The 18,255-nt window shown below is 64.8% G+C and carries 15 protein-coding genes; 9 read left to right on the forward strand and 6 right to left on the reverse strand.

The window, feature by feature from the left end; translation table 11 throughout:
• Positions 1–50 precede the first annotated feature (50 nt).
• Entirely contained in the window at positions 51–2,024 is a 1,974-nt protein-coding gene (locus tag ACZK13_RS15970; protein WP_478481905.1) for an AsmA family protein, read from the forward strand.
• Between the two features lie 583 nt (positions 2,025–2,607).
• Positions 2,608–3,522 carry an IS110 family RNA-guided transposase gene (locus tag ACZK13_RS15975; RefSeq protein ID WP_478481906.1) on the forward strand — a complete coding sequence of 305 codons (915 nt, stop codon included), beginning with the start codon at positions 2,608–2,610 and terminating at the stop codon, positions 3,520–3,522.
• Positions 3,523–3,755: 233 nt separating this feature from the next.
• Here the strand turns inward: ACZK13_RS15975 and ACZK13_RS15980 are convergent, their stop codons facing one another.
• From ACZK13_RS15980 to mtgA, 3 genes are read right to left on the reverse strand one after another with little or no spacing between them, the layout of a single operon-like run.
• Complete coding sequence (locus tag ACZK13_RS15980) at positions 3,756–4,187, reverse strand: CBS domain-containing protein (RefSeq protein ID WP_019336409.1); 432 nt, start codon at positions 4,185–4,187, stop codon at positions 3,756–3,758.
• Positions 4,147–5,166, reverse strand: a complete 1,020-nt coding sequence (locus tag ACZK13_RS15985; RefSeq protein WP_032130071.1) for a glycosyltransferase family 2 protein — start codon at positions 5,164–5,166, stop codon at positions 4,147–4,149. Before ACZK13_RS15985 ends, ACZK13_RS15980 begins: the two co-directional genes overlap by 41 nt.
• 57 nt (positions 5,167–5,223) lie before the next feature.
• On the reverse strand, positions 5,224–5,973 hold the full coding sequence (gene mtgA, locus ACZK13_RS15990) for a monofunctional biosynthetic peptidoglycan transglycosylase (RefSeq protein ID WP_032130069.1): 750 nt from the start codon (positions 5,971–5,973) through the stop codon (positions 5,224–5,226).
• Positions 5,974–6,050: 77 nt separating this feature from the next.
• Here mtgA and hslO point away from each other — a divergent pair, with 77 nt between their 5' ends.
• The 3 genes from hslO to ACZK13_RS16005 all read left to right on the forward strand — a co-directional run bounded on the left by hslO (position 6,051) and on the right by ACZK13_RS16005 (position 11,044).
• Positions 6,051–6,944 (forward strand): Hsp33 family molecular chaperone HslO, encoded by an 894-nt coding sequence (gene hslO / locus ACZK13_RS15995; protein WP_478481908.1) that lies wholly within the window; start codon positions 6,051–6,053, stop codon positions 6,942–6,944.
• Positions 6,945–7,060: 116 nt separating this feature from the next.
• A complete protein-coding gene (locus tag ACZK13_RS16000; protein WP_049420960.1) occupies positions 7,061–7,909 on the forward strand; it encodes an XOO1806 family protein in 849 nt (282 codons plus the stop codon).
• Positions 7,910–8,290: 381 nt separating this feature from the next.
• A complete protein-coding gene (locus ACZK13_RS16005; RefSeq protein ID WP_049401415.1) occupies positions 8,291–11,044 on the forward strand; it encodes a TonB-dependent receptor plug domain-containing protein in 2,754 nt (917 codons plus the stop codon).
• A 135-nt stretch (positions 11,045–11,179) separates the two neighbouring features.
• On the opposite strand, the gene ACZK13_RS16010 is transcribed toward ACZK13_RS16005, so the two are convergent.
• Positions 11,180–11,782 carry a TetR/AcrR family transcriptional regulator gene (locus ACZK13_RS16010; RefSeq protein WP_006464233.1) on the reverse strand — a complete coding sequence of 201 codons (603 nt, stop codon included), beginning with the start codon at positions 11,780–11,782 and terminating at the stop codon, positions 11,180–11,182.
• Between the two features lie 141 nt (positions 11,783–11,923).
• Here ACZK13_RS16010 and ACZK13_RS16015 point away from each other — a divergent pair, with 141 nt between their 5' ends.
• The 4 genes from ACZK13_RS16015 (at position 11,924) to ACZK13_RS16030 (ending at position 16,284) form a co-directional block, all read left to right on the forward strand.
• Positions 11,924–12,844 carry an alpha/beta fold hydrolase gene (locus ACZK13_RS16015; protein WP_478481909.1) on the forward strand — a complete coding sequence of 307 codons (921 nt, stop codon included), beginning with the start codon at positions 11,924–11,926 and terminating at the stop codon, positions 12,842–12,844.
• Positions 12,841–15,318: an acyl-CoA dehydrogenase gene (locus ACZK13_RS16020; RefSeq protein WP_032130064.1), complete on the forward strand. Its 2,478-nt coding sequence runs from the start codon at positions 12,841–12,843 to the stop codon at positions 15,316–15,318. Before ACZK13_RS16015 ends, ACZK13_RS16020 begins: the two co-directional genes overlap by 4 nt.
• 75 nt (positions 15,319–15,393) lie before the next feature.
• A complete protein-coding gene (locus ACZK13_RS16025) occupies positions 15,394–15,873 on the forward strand; it encodes a hotdog fold domain-containing protein (protein WP_032130063.1) in 480 nt (159 codons plus the stop codon).
• A 6-nt stretch (positions 15,874–15,879) separates the two neighbouring features.
• Positions 15,880–16,284: a hypothetical protein gene (locus tag ACZK13_RS16030; protein WP_125895572.1), complete on the forward strand. Its 405-nt coding sequence runs from the start codon at positions 15,880–15,882 to the stop codon at positions 16,282–16,284.
• A gap of 29 nt (positions 16,285–16,313) precedes the next feature.
• Here ACZK13_RS16030 and ACZK13_RS16035 read toward each other — a convergent pair whose 3' ends face one another.
• Positions 16,314–16,661 (reverse strand): DUF1304 domain-containing protein, encoded by a 348-nt coding sequence (locus ACZK13_RS16035; RefSeq protein WP_346486913.1) that lies wholly within the window; start codon positions 16,659–16,661, stop codon positions 16,314–16,316.
• 30 nt (positions 16,662–16,691) lie between these two features.
• Positions 16,692–18,020 carry an NTP/NDP exchange transporter gene (locus ACZK13_RS16040; RefSeq protein WP_293797914.1) on the reverse strand — a complete coding sequence of 443 codons (1,329 nt, stop codon included), beginning with the start codon at positions 18,018–18,020 and terminating at the stop codon, positions 16,692–16,694.
• Between the last annotated feature and the right edge of the window lie 235 nt (positions 18,021–18,255).

An 18,255-nucleotide genomic window follows, 5' to 3' on the forward strand; every position in this document is an offset into this window, starting at 1 on the left:
CACATGGACGCTTCGCGCCCTGTCCACGAAGAGGGGGCAACCATGGCGGCGTGAATGCTGCCGCCTCCCCTGCCGCAAAGCGCACGACCCGCTGGCGCCTCCGCCGCCCCGGCCCACGAGGCCGGCGCTGGCTCACGATCCTGATCTTCCTGCTGGCGGCACTCCTGCTGCTGATCGCGCTGTGGGACTGGAACTGGTTCAAGGGGCCGGTTGAGCGTGCGGTGCAGGCACGCACCGGCCGTGCGCTGCACATCGGGAACCTTGATGTCGACCTCGGCCGCACCAGTACGATCCGCGCCGATGCGATCACCTTCGCCAATGCCAGCTGGGCGAAGCAACCCGATATGGCCACCGCAGACCGCGTCGAGATCGACGTGCGGGTGTGGCCGCTGCTGCGCGGCAGCGTGCAGCTGCCCGAAGTACGCCTGACCCGGCCGGACGTGCTGCTGGAAACAGCGCCGCGCAAGGGCGACCCGGGCAATTGGAATTTCCTCGGTGGCAGCGCCGGTGGGGCCAGCCCGCAGCTCAAACGGTTGCGCATCGATGACGGTCGCCTGCAGTTCCTCGACGCGCTCGGCCGTACCGATATCCGCGTGGACGTGCGCAGCGGCCAGCCGAAACAGGCCGATGCGGCGCCACCGCTGGTGGTACAGGGAAAGGGACACTGGCAGGGCAATCCGTTCACCCTGCGTGGCGGCACGGAATCACCGCTGGAGCTGACCGACAGCGACCATCCGTTCCGCATCCATCTCGATGGCCGAGCAGGCGCCACCCACGCGGTAGCCAGTGGCACGCTGACCAATCCCTTCCAGCTACGCGTGTTCGATCTGCAGTTTGCGCTCAGTGGCCAGGACCTCGCCGACCTCTATCCGCTGCTCGGCATTGCCATTCCGCCGTCGCCGCCCTATGCGTTGAATGGCCGGCTCAAGCGCGACCACAACGTCTGGCACTACGACGCCTTCACCGGCAAGGTCGGCGACAGCGACCTCGTTGGCAATCTGCAGTTCGAAGTGGGCGGTGCGCGGCCGCGGCTGACCGCCACGCTGGAATCCAAGCGCCTGGACTTCGATGACCTTGCCGGCTTCGTCGGTGCCCCACCGAAAACCGGCGGCGGCGAAACCGCCAACGCCGAACAGAAGGCCGAGGCCGCACGGGTTGCCGCCCGCGCACGCGTGCTGCCCGACACGCCCTACAACCTCGGCAAGCTGCGCGCGATGGATGCCGACGTGCGCTGGAAGGCCCACCGCATCAACGCGCCATCGCTTCCGTTGGATGACATGGATGCACACCTGTTGCTGGATGACGGCGTACTGCGGCTGGACCCGCTGAACTTCGGCGTGGCCGGAGGCGATATCCGCAGCACGATCCGCATGGACGCGCGCCGTCCGCAGATCAGCACCGCCCTGAAGGCCAGCGTGCGCGGCGTGCAGCTCGGCCAGCTGTTTCCGGACGCGAAACTTGCCGAGCAGGCCAAGGGCGGCATCGGCGGCGAGGTGGACCTGAGCGGCCGCGGCAACTCGATCGCCGCGATGCTCGGCAGCAGCAGTGGCAAGGTCGGCCTGGCGATGGGCCGCGGCCATGTCGGCAACCTGGTGATGGAACTGGCAGGGCTGGACATCACCGAATCGCTGAAATTCCTGGTGACCGGCGACAAACAGATTCCCCTGCGCTGCGCCTTCGCCGACTTCGGCGTGCGCGACGGCCTGATGACCAGCCAGGCGCTGGCGGTGGACACTACCGATACGATCCTCATCGGCGAAGGCACGGTCAGCCTGCGCGACGAGACCCTGGACCTGCTGCTGAAACCGCGCCCGAAGGACAAGAGCATCCTGGTACTGCGCTCTCCACTGCACATCAGTGGCACGTTCAAGGACCCGTCCTTCCGCCCGGACTTCAAGGCGTTGGGGATTCGTGGCGCGGTGGCCCTGGTACTGGGCAGCATTGCCCCGCCGGCGGCGTTGCTGGCGACCATCGAACTGGGGCCGGGCAAGGATGCCGACTGCGGGGGGCAGTATGCGAAGTAGGGTTACAGCGTTGTTCGCGGCGCCTCGTTTTTCCGCGCGTAGAGCCGGAGCAAGGCGACAGGCAGGACACGCCGTAAATACGTCCCTGTAGGCTCGGTCGGCGCATCCATGCGCCTCACGGTCCTGCCTGCCGCCTTGCTCCGGCTCCGGACAGTTTCCAGCGCGCGCGGAACGAGAGCGGAAATTCAAAGTCAGAAGAGAAAAGCAAATTCAAAAGCTGTTGCCAACCAAGGTTGGCAGCTACCAAAAGCAGATCGTCTGCGGCGAATCTCACCGCGCTCGCGGCAATGTATCCAGAGGCAGAGGGCATGGGCGTGCAGGACCGTTGGCGCCATGGATGGCGCCATCGAGCCTTATCTGATCGGAATCTGGCAGCGTAGGCGTCGAGAGCCGGCGTGGGCCGCCGTGCGAGCCTGGATCTCGACGATCCGTAACCAGGATCGCGACGATCGCCATGTAGCTTGGCGCCCACGCCGGAATCTCCCTTGATCCGCCCGAACAGTTGCTGGAGCGACCACTCGAAGCGATAAGACTGGGCAAGCGGGGGAGCTCTCGACCCTTCCAGACTATACGGAGTCAGGTGATGAACGGGATCGGGATTGATGTCAGCAAGCGTCAGCTGGATATCGGTACGACGGACGGAGAAACCCTGCAGGTCAGCAACAACCGCTCCGGGTTTTCTGAGCTGGATGTTTGGCTGAAGAAGCGTCCGACCCGCCAGATCGTGCTTGAAGCCACGGGTGGCTATGAGCAGCCGGTCCTGGATTTCCTGCACAAGGCCGGTCATCCGGTGGCCCGTGCCAATGCCTCGCGCGCCCGGAAACTGGCTCAGGGGTTGGGTCAGATTGCCAAAACCGACCGTTTGGATGCCTACGCGTTGGCGCAGATGGCCGCCCTGGTGAAGCTGCCTCCCTATCAGCCGCTGCAGTCTTGGCAGCAGAAGATGCGGGAGTTCGTTCGGGCACGTCGGCAGGCGATGGACGCCCTGACCATCGCGCGGCAGCAGCAGGAAATGGTGCTTGATCGTGAACTGCGCCGACTACTGCAAGGCAACATCACCCGCCTACAAACGTTGGTTGAGCGTCTGGGCAAGCAGATCGTCGAGCAGGTTGGTCAGCAGCCTCAACTGAAGATGCTGAAGTCGATGAAGGGCGTAGGGCCTGTGCTGCAGGCAGTTCTAGCCAGCTATCTGCCAGAGCTTGGCAGGATCACTGGCAAGCGCATCGCCAGCCTGGTCGGGGTAGCCCCGATGTCCCACGACAGCGGCACGATGAGAGGAAAACGAAGCATCCACGGTGGAAGAGCCGAAATCCGGCAAGTGCTCTACATGGCGGCAATGTCGGCCATGCGGCATGAACCTCGGCTGCGCGATTTTTACCAGTCGCTACGAGCCCGCGGCAAGGAAGGCAAGGTGGCCATCGTGGCAGTGATGCGGAAGATGCTGGTCATCCTCAACGCCCGTGTGCGCGACGCTGAAAGCGGGCTAGTCCCCGCCTGAGGCGAGCCAGGGCGAAAGACCAAAGGCTGCCGGCCAGCGGCCGGCACTACCGTGCCCGTTTACCTGACGGGCCTGAGACTCTCCAGCAACACAGTTGCTACAGGGACGTACTTGCGGCGTGTCCTGCACGCCCATGCCCTCAGCCTCCCGGCGTACCAGGAAGGCGCTGCCCTCAGCTCTGGCTCTGGCTTCGAAAAGCGGGCCGGCGGGCCGCAGGCCCGCCAGCGAACACCTCACCCCGCCACGATGTACTGCTGCAGCTGATCCAGCTCGCGCCGCTGCGCATCGATCACCGACTTCACCAGGTCGCCGATGGAAATCACCCCCAGCACCTGTGCCCCCTCCACCACTGGCAGGTGGCGGATGCGGTAGTCGGTCACCAGCTGCAGGCAGTGCTCCACCTGCTCGCCCGGCGAAACCGTCACCACCTTCGCCGTCATGATCTCGGCCACCGCCGTATCCCGCGACGAACGATCACGCAGCACGATCTTGCGCGCGTAGTCGCGCTCCGAAAGGATCCCGACCAGCCGCGGACCGTCCATCACCAGCACCGCGCCAATGCCCTTTTCCGCCATCAACCGGATCGCATCGATCACCGCCGCATCCGGCGCGACCGCATGTACTTCAGGAGACTTGCCGTCCAACAGTTGCCGTACCGTGGTCATCTGCCTGCCCTCCGAGGGTGGGTTGCAGGGCCGAGTCTGCCACGGCGGATGCTAGCCAGGCGTCAACCAGGTACAACGGGCGCTGCTTGGATTCCTCGTACAGCCGTCCCAGGTACTCGCCGATCAGGCCCAGCGCGATCAACTGCACCCCGCCCAGGAACAGGATCACCGCCATCATCGTCGGCCAACCCGCCACGCGGTCACCGTACAGGGCCGCCTTGGCAATCACCCACACGCCGAATACAAAGGCCACCGCCGCCGTTGCCAGGCCCATGTAGGTCGCCGCCCGCAGGGGAACGGTCGAGAACCCGGTGATGCCCTCCAGCGCGAAGTTCCACAGCCGCCACAGGCTGAACTTGCTGGAGCCGGCCACCCGCGCGTGACGGTGGTAGGGCACAGCAATACGCTTGAATCCGACCCAGCTGAAAAGGCCCTTCATGAAGCGGTGGCGTTCACGCATCTCGCGCAGCGCACTCAGCGCGCGTGGCGACAACAGACGGAAATCACCGGTGTCGGCAGGGATCGGCGTGCGTGACAGGCGACCGATCACCCGATAGAACGCCGCCGCCGTGGCGCGCTTGATCCAGGCTTCGCCATCGCGGGCCATGCGCGTGCCATAGACGTTGTCATGGCCCTCGCGCCAGCGCGCAACGAACTGCGGCACCAGTTCCGGCGGGTCCTGGCCATCGGCATCCAGGATCATCGCCGCGCCGTCGCGCACCAGATCCAGGCCGGCAGTCAGCGCGGCCTCCTTGCCGAAATTGCGCGACAGCTTCAACGCCGATACGCGCGCGTCGTCCTGCGCCAATCCTGCGATCACCTGCCAGGTACCGTCGTGGCTGCCATCGTCCACATACAGGATGTGGCCATCGATGTCGGGCATTCCGTCCAGCACCGCACACAGGCGGGGATGCAGGCACGGCAGCGCCTGCTCCTCGTTGTAGGCGGCGATGACGACAGTAAGGCGTTCGCGGTTCATGCCCGGATTGTACGTTGCCTGCAGGTGCATGGCCTGCCGCCCCGAGGGCAGGTGCCCTCAGTCTTCCGACAGGTAAGCCGCGCCGCCCAGCTGCCGTGCCTGGCGCTGGATCCATGCCGCGCGCCGCTGCACGTACGGCCCTGGCTTTGCCGCGTTGTAGCGCCGCGGTGCCGGCAACACCGCCGCCAGCCGTGCACTCTCGGCCGGACTCAACCGGGACGCATCCTTGCCCCAGAACGTCTGCGCCGCCGCCTGCGCGCCATAGACGCCATCGCCGAACTCGGCGATGTTGGCGTACATCTCCAGGATCCGTTCCTTCGGCCACAGTGCTTCGATCAGCACCGTGTACCAGACTTCCAGGCCTTTGCGGATCCAGCTGCGGCCCTGCCAGAGGAACAGGTTCTTGGCGACCTGCTGGCTGATCGTGCTGGCCCCCCGCAGGCGTCCGCCCTTGGCGTTGTGGTCGCGGGCCTTCTCGATGGCCTGCAGGTCGAAGCCATTGTGGTCGGGGAAGCGCTGGTCCTCCGCGGCCACCAGCGAGATCGGCAGGCTCGCTGCCATCTGGTCCAGGTCGCGCCACTGGTAATGCAGGCGATAGGACCAGTCGGCCTCCCCCAATGCCTCGCCATAGCGCCACAGCATGACCGTGGATACCGGCGGGTCGATGAACCGCAGCACCAGTACCTGCAGGCAGCTGAAAGCGGCCAGCAGCAGCGGCAGCCAGAGCAGCCGTTTCCAGCGCCAGCGCCTGCGGCGCGGGACTTCCGCGATGGCCTCCACCTTGTGCTGCTCTCCCCCTGCCCCCATTACTGGTGCATCCTTCTTCTATCCGGTTGTCGGCGCATTATCCGGCAACCGCCCTCGTTTACGCGCGATGTGAGCCGATGACCGCCAACCCCGATTCCCTGATCCGCTTCCTGCTTCCCGACGCTGGCGTCCGTGGCGTCCACGTGCGCCTGCGGGCGACCTGGCAGGAGATCCTGTCCCACGCCGAGTACCCGGATACCGCCGCCGAACTGCTCGGCGAGGCCTGCGTGGCCTCGGCGCTGTTCACCGGCCACACCAAGATCGATGGCCGCCTCTCGATCCAGCTGCGCAGCAGCACCGCGCTGCGCACCCTGTTTGCCGAGTGCACCGCCGCCGGTACCCTGCGCGGCATCGCCCAGCTCAGCGACGGCGCCGATGCGCCGCGCGACCTGTCCAGCCTGGGTGATGACGCCCTGCTCGCGATCACCATCGAGAACCCGGGCCTGGACCCGCGCGAGCCGCAGCGCTACCAGAGCCTGGTCGCGCTGACCGCACCGGAGCTGGACGAGGCCTTCGAGGACTACTTCCGCCAGTCCGAACAGCTGCCGACCCGCCTGCTGCTGGCCGCCGACCGCAACGGCGCCGCCGGCCTGCTGCTGCAGAAGCTGCCGGGTGACGAGGGTGACGAAGACGGCTGGGCGCGTGCCAGCGCCCTGTTCGAGACCCTGGGCAAGGCCGAGCTGCTGGCGACCCCGGCGGAGCAGTTGCTGCACCGCCTGTTCCACGAAGAGAAGCCGGAACTGATGGGCGGCAAGCCGCTGTCCTTCGCCTGCTCCTGTTCCCGCGAGCGGGTCGCGTCGATGCTGCAGTCGCTGGGCGAGGACGAGGCCCGTGCCGCAGCCGCGGACACCGGCGCCGTCGAGGTCCGTTGCGAATTCTGCGGGCGGGAGTATCACTTTCCTTTGACGGAGTTCGGCATACTGTTCCACGGTGCCGAGGGGACTGTACCGGCGCCTGAACGGCTTCAGTAAACGGCTTGTCTTGCATCTGGGGGGATCAAGGCTTGTTAAGAATTCATAAACACCCTAGGATCAAGTTCCCGTCTCCGCGGGAACTTCCGTTGTCCGTCCCTGTCTGAACTGGTCCGATGCGTACCTTCCTGCGTCTACCGCTGGCCCTGCTGATCGCCCTTGGCGCGATCACGGGCGTGCACGCGCAGAGCAAGGACACCCGGACCGTGCTGCCGGTATGGAACAAGGGCAGCGGCAAGGTCGAGGCCCTGCTGTACCTGGAGCCCACCGGTGAACAGGCCGCCGGCGCCCGCTGGCACTTCGGCCGCAACTCGCTGGATGCGGCCTTCGGCCTGTCCTCCGGCGATTCGCTGGGCCTGCTCTGCAACAGCAGCAGCGGGACCAGCATGAGCGGCCTGGCCAGTCACTGCATGCTGGCCAGCCTGGGTGACGACGACGACCTCAACAGCCGCCGCTTCACCGGTACCGCCGCGCTGAACCGCGGCAGCAGCCGTCTCGGCATCACCGCCGGCACCGGTCGTGAAACACTTCCGGCGTGGCTGTCCGGCCCGAACAAGACACCCTCGCTGCGTGCCGAGCAGAACGATCTGACCGTATTCGCGCAGAAGAACATCGGCCGCGAGGGTTTTGTCTCGATCGCCGGTACCTACGCCAAGGCCCGCCTGGTACCGCTGGCCGATGCCGCACCGTCCATCGTCGACCGCTGGGACAGCAAGAGCCTGAGCATCGGCGCCGGCTACGGCAACTTCACCGGCAGCATCATCGGCCGCGTGATCGACGTGCCGGGCAAGCCCGGCAAGTGGGAGGGCCTGGGCATCGGCCTGACCTGGCGTACCCCGTGGTCTGGCCAGCTTACTGTTGGCGCCGAGAACGTGATCAGCCGCGGCAAGAATCCGTTCTCCCCGCGCAATGAAAGCAACGACGACGGCACTGTGCCGTATGTGCGTTACGAACAGGATCTCTGACCCCACCAGGTGTGGGTCCAACGATTGACTGTCCACGGGCGCCGAAAGGCGCCCGTGGCGCATGCGTGATCGCGATACAGACTGAACGCTACCCTACGCCGGAGAGACGCTGGCATGCATTTCGACATGCTGCGATACACAACAGTGAAAATTTTTTCATCACTTCCGCATAACAAACGAGACGCAGCTGAGCTTCCACACATACAAGCCTTTGATTTTTCGCATTAAATTTCATTTTTACTAAAATCACAGACTTGATTAACGTAGCTTTAATTCTTGGCGAGCGCCCGCTACTATCGACTCAGCCTCGCGATTTGGGAGCGCTTTTCGCTCCCCCGCCGGGCATTAACCCAGCCAAGATTTCTTGGAGAGAGAGAGCCAATGAATTTCCAGTCCAACAAGCTGCGCGATGCCGTTCTGGTCGCGCTCGTTGCCGGTGTGGCGTCCACTGCCACCGCCCAGGCCCAGGAAGCGACCAACCTTGACCGCATCTCGGTCACCGGTTCGCGCATCAAGAGCACCGACATCGAAACCTCGCAGCCGGTCCTGAGCCTGACCCGCGCCGACATCGACAAGCAGGGCGTGACTTCGGTCGCCGACATCCTGCAGCGCGTTGCCGCCAACGGTGCCGCCCTGAACCGTACCTACAACAACGGCGGTGACGGTTCTGCCGGCGTCAGCCTGCGCAACCTGGGTTCCGAGCGCACCCTGGTACTGGTCAACGGCCGCCGCTGGACCACCGGCCTGGATGGCAGCGTCGACCTGAACACCATCCCGACCGCGATGATCGAGCGCATCGACATCCTGAAGGACGGCGCATCGACCATCTACGGTTCGGACGCGATCGCCGGCGTGGTGAACATCATCACCAAGCAGAACTTCGATGGCGCGGAAGCCAACTTCTACAAGGGCCAGTACAGCGCCGGTGACGGCGACCGCGAAGCGGCCGACTTCACTCTGGGCACCACCACTGACCGCGCTTCGCTGGTGCTGGGCGTCTCCTACGTCAACGAAAAGGCCGTGATGGCCGGCGATCGCAAGATCTCCGCCGGTGGCCCGCCGTTCTTCAGCGGCCAGAGCAGCACCGGTATTCCGGGTTCGTATCTGCGTAACGACGAGCGTTACATCATCCTCAACGGCGTTGAAACGCCGTTCGATCCCAATGTTCACGGCTACAACACCGCGCCGGACAACTACCTGCTGACCCCCAACGAGCGCACCTCGCTGTTCGCGGTGGGTTCTTACAACGTTACCGACAACATCACCTTCCGCACCGAGGCGATGTACAACGAACGCAAGTCCGAACAGCTGCTGGCTGCCATGCCGGTCACCGGCCAGCGCCTCAGCGCGGGCAGCATGTACAATCCGTACGGCGTTGATCTGACTGGCGTCGCGCGCCGCTTCAACGAAACCGGTGGACGTTCGTTCAACCAGAACGTCAAGAACTGGCACTTCTACGGTGGTTTCGAGGGCTTCTTCGAATTCGCCGACCGCAATTTCGACTGGGATGTCGGCTACCGCTACGACAAGACCGACCAGAACGATCTGACCTACGGCCTGTTCAACAAGCAGCGTCTGGCCGAGGCATATGGTCCCTCGGCGATCCGCGATGGCAAGGCTGTGTGCCTCAACTCCGCTGGCGCAATCATTCCGGGCTGCGCCCCGATCAATCCGCTGGGTGGGATGGGTTCGATCTCGCAGGAGGCACTGGATTACACCTCGTTCACCGCGCATGACTCCGCCAGCCTGGTGTCCAAGGGTTATTACGCCAACATCTCCGGCGAAATCGTGCAGCTGCCGGCGGGTGCATTGGGCTTCGCAGCTGGTTACGAATATCGCAAGGAAACCGGTCAGTTCGATCCGGACGCCTTCATCGCCTCTGGCCTGAGCACCGGCAACGGAGCATCCCCAACCAAGGGTAGCTATGACCTGGACGAGTTCTTCCTGGAACTGTCGATCCCGGTGCTGGCTGACCTGCCGGGCGCCAAGCTGCTCGACTTCAGCGCGGCAACCCGCTACTCGAAGTACAGCAACTTCGGCAACACCACCAACAACAAGTTCGGTTTCCGCTGGAAGCCGATCGACGACCTGATGGTGCGTGGTAACTACTCGGAAGGCTTCCGCGCCCCGAGCATCAACAACCTGTATCGCGGTGATGCTGACTCGTTCGAGAGCTACATCGATCCGTGCTCCTCAACGTCTGGTCGCCGTACCGGCGCTATCGCGGCACAATGTGCGGCAGAGGGCGTGCCGATCGGCTTCGTTCAGCCGGGCGCTGGTAGTGGTGCGAAGCAGACTCCTGAGCCGTTCACCTGGCAGGCCAACCCGAACCTGAAGCCGGAAACCTCGACCAGCAAGACGCTGGGCCTGGTGTGGAGCCCGAGCTTCGTGCAGGGTCTGAACGTGACCCTGGACTGGTGGCAGATCAAGATCGAGGACGCCATCACCCGTCCGGCCATCCAGGACATCATGGATCGTTGCTATGGCGGCACCGCGCAGGAGCAGGCAGCCAACTGCGGCCTGATCACGCGTGACCCGAACTACGGCAGCACCAACCAGCGTTACACCATCACCAACGTCAACATGCCGCTGCAGAACCTGGCGTCGTACAAGGTGGAAGGTTGGGATCTGGGCATCCTGTACAAGTTGCCGGAAACTTCGATCGGCCAGTTCACCATCACTCTGGACGGCACCTACCTGTCCAAGTGGGATACCAAGTCGACTCAGGATGCTCCGATCGAGGGTCGCCAGGGACGCTATCTCGACCAGGATCCGTACTGGCGCATCCGTTCCAATCTGTATGTGGACTGGTCCTACGGGGACTTCGGGGTCAACTACGGCATTCGTTACAAGTCCGGCATGACCGAACCGTGCCCGTTTGATCCAGTCAAGGAACCGGAAACCTTCGCATACTGCTCTGATGGCGCGAAGGGAACGAACCACATTGGTGCCACGACGTACCACGACATCCAGTTCCGCTACAACACGCCGTGGAAGGGCACCATCATGGTCGGCCTGAACAACGCGTGGGACAAGAGCCCGCCGGTTTCGTACTACACCTCGTACAACATGTTCGACCCGCAGTACGACCTGCCGGGCCGCTACATGTACATGCAGTACAAGCAGAAGTTCTGATCGATCCACTGATCAGCTGATGCAGCAACGGCCCCGCAAGGGGCCGTTGTTTTTTGTGCCTCCGGCAATACATGGATGGCGCAAGAAAAAAGCCGCGGCAGTGCCGCGGCTTGCTCGTGACCAGTACGGCAATCTTCAACCGTTCGGAATCAGCGTCTCGATGAGATGCTCGACATAGGCCTCGAAATCCTCGCGCGCCTGCTTGGGCTGCTGCAGCTGCAGCGACAGCTGCAGGAAGCCGACATAGGCGGCGTAGGCCAGGCGTGCGCGGTGGCGCGCATCGGTCGAGCTGAGCCCTGCCTGGCGGAACGAGGCGATCAGATAGTCGAGGCGGCGCTGCGACACGCGGTCGATCACCGGACGCACCATCGGATGGTCCAATGCCTTCAGCAGCTCGCTGTAGATGATGTGCGGCTGCACTTCATGCGCCACCATCTGGAACAGCTGGCGCAGGCGCACGCGCGGGTCCGGTACGTCTTCCAGGCTGCCGAACACCTGTTCCTGTTCGAACAGTTCCCAGCGTTCCAGCGCGGCCTGCAGCAAGGCGTCACGCGAGGGGAAATGCCAATAGAAACTGCCCTTGGTCACGCCGAGGCGCCGCGCCAGCGGTTCCACCGCAACGGCGCCTACGCCTTGTTCAGCAATCAGGTCGAGGGCCGCCTGGGCCCAGTCTTCGGCACTCAGGCGGCTGTTGCGGCCGGCGCGCGGTTCGCCGGCGGAAGCGTCAGGTTGATTCATGGGCTGATTTAACCATACGCCGGGGTTCGTTGCAGTACGCCGTTGCGGGCGAAACCGTCAAAGGGCTCTCCTGCAGGGCTGCCGCACCGCACCATACGATGCAGTATTGACTTCCCTCACAAGCGATCCATACTAGCAAGTATGGTTACGTCCCCTACTCCCGCTGCGTTCCATGACCTGCACCTGGAGGCGGCCCATGATGGTGCCCGCCTCGCCGCCACTGCCAGCGACCACGGTCGTCGTGGCCGGGTGCTGTTCGCGCACGGTTTCGGCCAGACCCGTCACGCCTGGAATGCCACCGCGCGTGCCCTGTCTGCAGCCGGCCTGCAGACGCTGGCTTATGACGCACGTGGTCACGGCGATTCGGACTGGAATGCCGCCGACCTGCCCTATCACGGCGAACAGTTCGCCGATGACCTGATCGTGCTGGCTGGCGAACAGCCACGCCCGCCGGTGCTGGTTGCAGCCTCGATGGGGGGCCTGTTCGGTCTGCTGGCCGAGTCGCGCTGGCCGGGCCTGTTCTCGGCGATGGTGCTGGTCGACATCACCCCGCGCTGGGATACCGCCGGTGTCGAGCGCATCCTCGCCTTCATGACCGCCCATCCCGACGGATTCGCCTCGCTGAGCCAGGCCGCCGACGTGATCTCGGCCTACATGCCGCACCGTCCGCGCAAATCCGAGCAGTCGCTGCGCGCGCTGCTGCGCGAAGACGGTCACGGCCGCTGGCGCTGGCACTGGGATCCGCGCCTGGTGGCCGAACTGGCCCGCGACAGCGAACAGCACCAGGACGCACTGGCCGAAGCCGCGCGCCAGGTGAAGTGCCCGCTGCTGCTGGTCAGCGGCGGTCGCAGCGACCTGGTCACGCCGCAGACCGTGGCCGAATTCCTGGCGTTGGCGCCGCACGCGCGTCATGTACAGCTGCCGCAGGCCACGCACATGGTCGCCGGCGATGACAACGACGCCTTTACCGCTACTGTGTTGGACTATCTGGACGTGTTGCCCGCAGCAGACGCTGCGGCTTCGTCCGCCACAAACGAGCACGTCACCGGAGCACGCTCATGAGCATCGTTCTTCCCTTCCTCGCCCTGCTGCTGGCAGGCGCGTTCGTCGCCTACCACCGCATGCGGCTGGTTACCTGGACGCTGATCAGCGTGGCCCTGCTGGCCGCCTGCTGGTTCATTCCCTACGTCAACCAGACCGCCACGATCGTCGCAGCCGCTGTATTGGCCGTCATCGCCGTGCCGCTGCTGCTGCCGTTCATCCGCAAGCCGCTGCTGACCGGCCCGATGATGAAGGTGTTCCGCAAGGTGCTGCCGCCACTGTCGCAGACCGAGCGAATCGCGCTGGAAACCGGCTCGGTCGGTTTCGAGGGTGAACTGTTCACCGGTGATCCGGACTGGAACATCCTGCTCAACTATCCCAAGCCGCAGCTGACCGCCGAAGAACAGGCCTTCCTCGATGGCCCGGTGGAAGAGCTGTGCACCATGGTCAACGACTGGGAAATCACCCACGTCCACGCTGACCTGCCGCCGGAACTGTGGGCCTTCATCAAGAAGAACAAGTTCTTCGGCATGATCATCCCGAAGGAATACGGCGGCCTGGGCTTCTCTGCGCTGGCCCACCACAAGGTGATCCAGAAGCTGGCGTCGGTGTCTTCGGTGGTCAGCTCCACCGTCGGCGTGCCCAACTCGCTGGGCCCGGGTGAACTGCTGGTGCATTACGGCACCCAGGAACAGAAGGACCAGTACCTGCCGCGCCTGGCCGATGGCCGCGAAGTGCCGTGCTTCGGCCTGACCGGTCCGTTCGCCGGCTCCGACGCCACCTCGATTCCGGACTACGGCATCGTCTGCAAGGGCGAGTGGAACGGCGAGCAGGTGCTCGGCGTCAAGCTGACCTTCGACAAGCGCTACATCACCCTGGCCCCGGTTGCCTCGCTGATCGGCCTGGCCTTCCGCATGTACGACCCGGATGGCCTGATCGGCGATACCCGCGACATCGGCATCACCCTGGGCCTGCTGCCGCGCGACACCGCCGGTGTTGAAATCGGCCGCCGCCACTTCCCGCTGAACTCGACGTTCCAGAACGGTCCGATCCGCGGCAAGGACGTGTTCATCCCGCTGACCCAGCTGATCGGTGGCGCTGCCATGGCCGGCAAGGGCTGGAACATGCTCAACGAGTGCCTGGCCGTGGGCCGCTCGATCACCCTGCCGTCCACCGCCAGTGGTGGTGCCAAGGCCGGTGCCGCGGTGACCGGCGCCTATGCGCGCATCCGCAAGCAGTTCGGCCTGTCGGTCGGCCGCTTCGAAGGCGTGGAAGAAGCGCTGGCCCGCATCGGCGGCAAGGCCTACAAGATCAGTGCGCTGTCGCAGGCCACCGCCGCGGCGGTTGACCGTGGTGACGTGCCGTCGGTGCCGTCGGCGATCGCCAAGTACCACTGCACCAACATGAGCCGCGAAGTGATCTCGGACATGATGGACGTGATCGGCGGCAAGGGCATCATCCTGGGGCCGCGCAACTTCGCCGGCCGCAGCTGGCAGGCCGCGCCGATCGCGATCACCGTGGAAGGCGCCAACATCATGACCCGCAGCCTGCTGATCTTCGGCCAGGGTGCGATCCTCTGCCACCCCTGGGTGCTGAAGGAAATGAAGGCTGCGCAGGATCCGGATACCCGTGCCGGTCTGCAGGAGTTCGATCGCAGCCTGTTCGGCCACATCCGCTATGGCCTCTCCAATGCCGTGCGTTCGTTCTGGTTCGGCCTGACCGGTGCACGCTTCGGTGCTGCCCCGGGTGACGCCTACACCCGCCGCTACTTCCGCAAGCTGGACCGTTACTCGGCCAACCTGGCGCTGATGGCCGACATCTCGATGATGACCCTCGGCGGCAAGCTGAAGTTCAAGGAATCGCTGTCCGGCCGCCTGGGCGATGTGCTGAGCCACGTCTACATGACCAGCGCCATGCTCAAGCGCTACCACGACGAAGGCGCACCGCAGGCCGACCAGCCGCTGCTGGCCTGGGCCTTCCATGACAGCGTGCACAAGATCGAAGAATCGCTGTCGGCCGCGCTGCGCAACTTCCCGATCCGTCCGATCGGTTGGCTGATGTGGGCGTTGATCTTCCCGCTGGGCCGTCGTGCCGAGGCCCCCGGCGACCGCCTGAGCCGCCGTGTTGCCGCTCTGCTGATGGCGCCGAACGAAGCCCGCGACCGCCTGGCCAGCGGCGTGTTCCTGACCCCGTGCGAGAACAACCCGGGCGGCCGTATCAACAGCTACCTGAGCAAGGCGATCATGGCCGAGCCGGTGGAGCGCAAGTTCCTGAAGGCGCTGAAGAGCAAGGGCATCGAAGCGCTGGACTTCAAGAGCCAGCTGGACGAAGCCGTGGCCGAAGGCGTCATCACCCAGGACGAGCGCAGCCTGCTGGAAGAACTGCGTACGCTGACCCTGGACACCATCACCGTGGACGACTTCGACACCCACGAACTGCGCGCGGCCAGCTACTACGACCGCCAGCACAAGGACCCGCATTCGCAGGCGGCCTGATCGCCCGCGACACGCGTTGCCACGACGGCGGGCCTCGGCCCGCCGTCGCTTTATCCGCCGACCGGAACATCAACCATGTCCACGCCCCTGCTCTCGCTTTACCACCGCCTGCAGCGCTGGCCTGCCGGCAACTGGCTGTTCTCACGCGCGGTGTGCTTCAAGGCGCCCTACTTCGCCAGCATCGCGCCCACCATCACCGCACTGGAGCCAGGCCGCTGCGAAGGCGTGATCCGCCAGCACCGCCGCATCAACAACCACATCGGCACGGTACATGCGATCGCGATGTGCAACCTGGCCGAGCTGGTCGGCGGGGTGATGGTGGACGCCAGCCTGCCGCCAGACATGCGCTGGATCCCCAAGGGCATGGAAGTGAAATACCAGGCCAAGGCCTTGGGCACGTTGAAGGCCGTGGCGACGCCCATGTTGTCCATCGTCAGTGCTGCGGACGGCTACGACCTGCCCGTGAAGGTCAGCGTGACCGATGCGGCAGGGACCGAGGTGTTCCATGCGACCATCGCGATGTGGGTATCGCCGCGCCCTCCGCGCACAGGCTGATCAACCATGACGACCGCTGAACTGCTTGTGCGCCTGGCAGGCATTCACAGCCTGGGGTTTGCCGCCTTCCATCTAGCGTTCTGGCGGCTGTTCGGCTGGAAACGCGAGCTCGCCCAGCTCGGCACGGTCAACCGCGCGATCATGCAGATCCTCAATCTGCGCGTGATCTATGTGTTCCTGGGAATGGGGCTGATCGCGCTGATCTTTGCCCCGGACCTGGTCGGCACTCGTCTGGGGTTGGTCCTGCTGGGTTTCATGGCGGTGTTCTGGGTGGGCCGCGCGCTTGAACAATTCGTCTTCCTGCGCATCAACGACTGGCGCGTACACCTGCTGACGGGCCTGTTCGTGCTGGGTGCGGCGCTGCATGCCGTGCCAATGTGGCTGGGCATCATGCGCGCCATCAGCCGCTGAGCGGCGGCGCCTGCCAGCACGCGCCGACTTCAGAACGCTCGCGACGCCAGCGCCAGAATGGCCGGTACGGCCTGGATCATGAAAATGCGCCGGCTCACGCTGTACGCGCCATAGCACCCGGCCACCACCACGCAGGCCAGCGAGAACGTCACCAGCACCGGCTGACCGATCACCAGCCCCACCACGATGCCCGCCGCCAGGAAGCCGTTGTACAGGCCCTGGTTGGCCGCCAGCACGCGCGTGGTCTCTGCCTTCTCGGGCGTGTTGCGGAAGGTCTTCAGGCCCAGCGGGCGGGTCCACAGGAACATTTCCAGCACCAGGAAGTACAGGTGCAGCACCGCGACCAGCACGGTCAGCAGCAGCGCGATCAGCGACATCGTTTCTCTCCTCAAAAAGACTGGACGGGATCAGCGGTCGCGCGGCAGCTTCTTTTCTTCGCGCAGCACACCGAATGCGGCGGCGGTCATGCACGCGGCAACCACCACGCCGCCGATGAACACCACGTGTGAACCAAACAGCGACAAGCCCTTGTGCACCCAGGTGAAGCTCAGGTCGGCACCACGGTAGACCACCGTGTCGATGGCCGCACCGGCCTTGTAGCGCCATTGGCGGTCCACCCGGGTGTAGATGGTTTCGCGTGCCGGCTTGAAGAGCGAGAATTCACTGGCGCGGGTCAGCACCTGCACCACCGCCACCATCATCGGCAGCGGCGATGCGGCCAGCACCGAGAAGCCGATCAGGATGGCGAACGCGGGAATCAGCAGGGCCGGGGCTATGCCGTGGCGCGACAACAGCCAGCGAGTCAGACTCAACTGCAACAGAAGCGTCAGCGCGTTCACCGCCAGGTCGATGCGCGAGAAGAACGCGGTGCTGGCAGCCGGGTCGTTGAAGGCCGCGCGCACGATGCTGGCCTGCTGGTTGTACAACAGGGTGCCCACGCCCACGCCGAACACCACCAGCACGGCCAGCCAGCGCAGCAGCGGCTCGCGTGCGATCAGCTTCAGGCCGTCAAGCACGCTGCCGCCCATCGGCTTCTCGCCCGAGACCAGCTGCTGCTCGCGTTCGCGCAGCACCGCCCAGTGCCGTAGTCGCCAGATGCTCAACAAGCAGACAATCAGGAAACCCGCAGATACCAGCATCAGGTTGGCGATGCCCACACGCTGTGCCAGCGCGCTGGTAATGAGCGGGCCCAGGAACGCGCCGATGGTGCCAGCCGCGCCGATGTAGCCGTAATACGCCCGCGCCTGCGCGTTGGAGAACACGTCGGCCATGAAGCTCCAGAACACCGCCACCGCGAACAGGTTGAACACCATCACCCAGAGGAAGAAGGCCATGCCGCGCCCCGGCACGTTGCTGTCGAACAGCGCGTAGAAGCCCAGCAAGGTGACGATGAAGAACCCATACACCGCCGGCAGGAACACCCGCCGTGGGAAGCGGCTGACCAGCCAGCCGTACACCGGCTGCAGCACCAGCATGATCACGAACACGCAGGAGAACAGGAACTGCAGGACGAAATCCTTCAGCGCGATGCCATGACTGGCGAACCAGGCGATCAGCATCGGCGGAAACACGGTCTCCAGATCGGCCGAGGCAGCCATCGCCTCACGCACCGGGCGCAGCACGTAGTAGCCGCTGAGCAGGCAGAAGAAGTACAGGAACGACCACCACAGCGCCGGCGACTCACGCAGTGCCGCCGCCAGCCCACGCAACGGCCCCTTGCCCTTCACCGCGCTCACGCGGTGTCCCTCGCCAGAAGACGGCGGTTGGACAGCGGCATGGCAGGCTCCGGGGGCGGTGAAGCGCGTACGTTAGCCAATGCACTGCAACATCGCCAGCAGCAGCCACGCAGAAGGCCGCAACGCAGTGTCACGGCCCCGCCCGGACGATACGTTCTGACACATGCTTTCGGGGCGTCAAAATTCCAATTTTTTCAACGAGATGCGCATTCATCTTCGCTTTGTTTGTGCACAA

This window comes from Stenotrophomonas sp. 99219_Sma (assembly GCF_056480785.1).

What these genes read in the sequence shown, in the direction of transcription:
- hslO (WP_478481908.1), top strand. Translation starts at nt 6,051, where the DNA reads ATGACCGCCAACCCCGATTCCCTGATCCGCTTCCTGCTTCCCGACGCT.
- ACZK13_RS16025 (WP_032130063.1), top strand. Translation starts at nt 15,394, where the DNA reads ATGTCCACGCCCCTGCTCTCGCTTTACCACCGCCTGCAGCGCTGGCCT.
- mtgA (WP_032130069.1), bottom strand. Translation starts at nt 5,973, where the DNA reads ATGGGGGCAGGGGGAGAGCAGCACAAGGTGGAGGCCATCGCGGAAGTC.
- ACZK13_RS16005 (WP_049401415.1), top strand. Translation starts at nt 8,291, where the DNA reads ATGAATTTCCAGTCCAACAAGCTGCGCGATGCCGTTCTGGTCGCGCTC.
- ACZK13_RS16030 (WP_125895572.1), top strand. Translation starts at nt 15,880, where the DNA reads ATGACGACCGCTGAACTGCTTGTGCGCCTGGCAGGCATTCACAGCCTG.
- ACZK13_RS16010 (WP_006464233.1), bottom strand. Translation starts at nt 11,782, where the DNA reads ATGAATCAACCTGACGCTTCCGCCGGCGAACCGCGCGCCGGCCGCAAC.
- ACZK13_RS15980 (WP_019336409.1), bottom strand. Translation starts at nt 4,187, where the DNA reads ATGACCACGGTACGGCAACTGTTGGACGGCAAGTCTCCTGAAGTACAT.
- ACZK13_RS16035 (WP_346486913.1), bottom strand. Translation starts at nt 16,661, where the DNA reads ATGTCGCTGATCGCGCTGCTGCTGACCGTGCTGGTCGCGGTGCTGCAC.
- ACZK13_RS16000 (WP_049420960.1), top strand. Translation starts at nt 7,061, where the DNA reads ATGCGTACCTTCCTGCGTCTACCGCTGGCCCTGCTGATCGCCCTTGGC.
- ACZK13_RS15985 (WP_032130071.1), bottom strand. Translation starts at nt 5,166, where the DNA reads ATGAACCGCGAACGCCTTACTGTCGTCATCGCCGCCTACAACGAGGAG.
- ACZK13_RS16015 (WP_478481909.1), top strand. Translation starts at nt 11,924, where the DNA reads ATGGTTACGTCCCCTACTCCCGCTGCGTTCCATGACCTGCACCTGGAG.
- ACZK13_RS16020 (WP_032130064.1), top strand. Translation starts at nt 12,841, where the DNA reads ATGAGCATCGTTCTTCCCTTCCTCGCCCTGCTGCTGGCAGGCGCGTTC.
- ACZK13_RS15975 (WP_478481906.1), top strand. Translation starts at nt 2,608, where the DNA reads ATGAACGGGATCGGGATTGATGTCAGCAAGCGTCAGCTGGATATCGGT.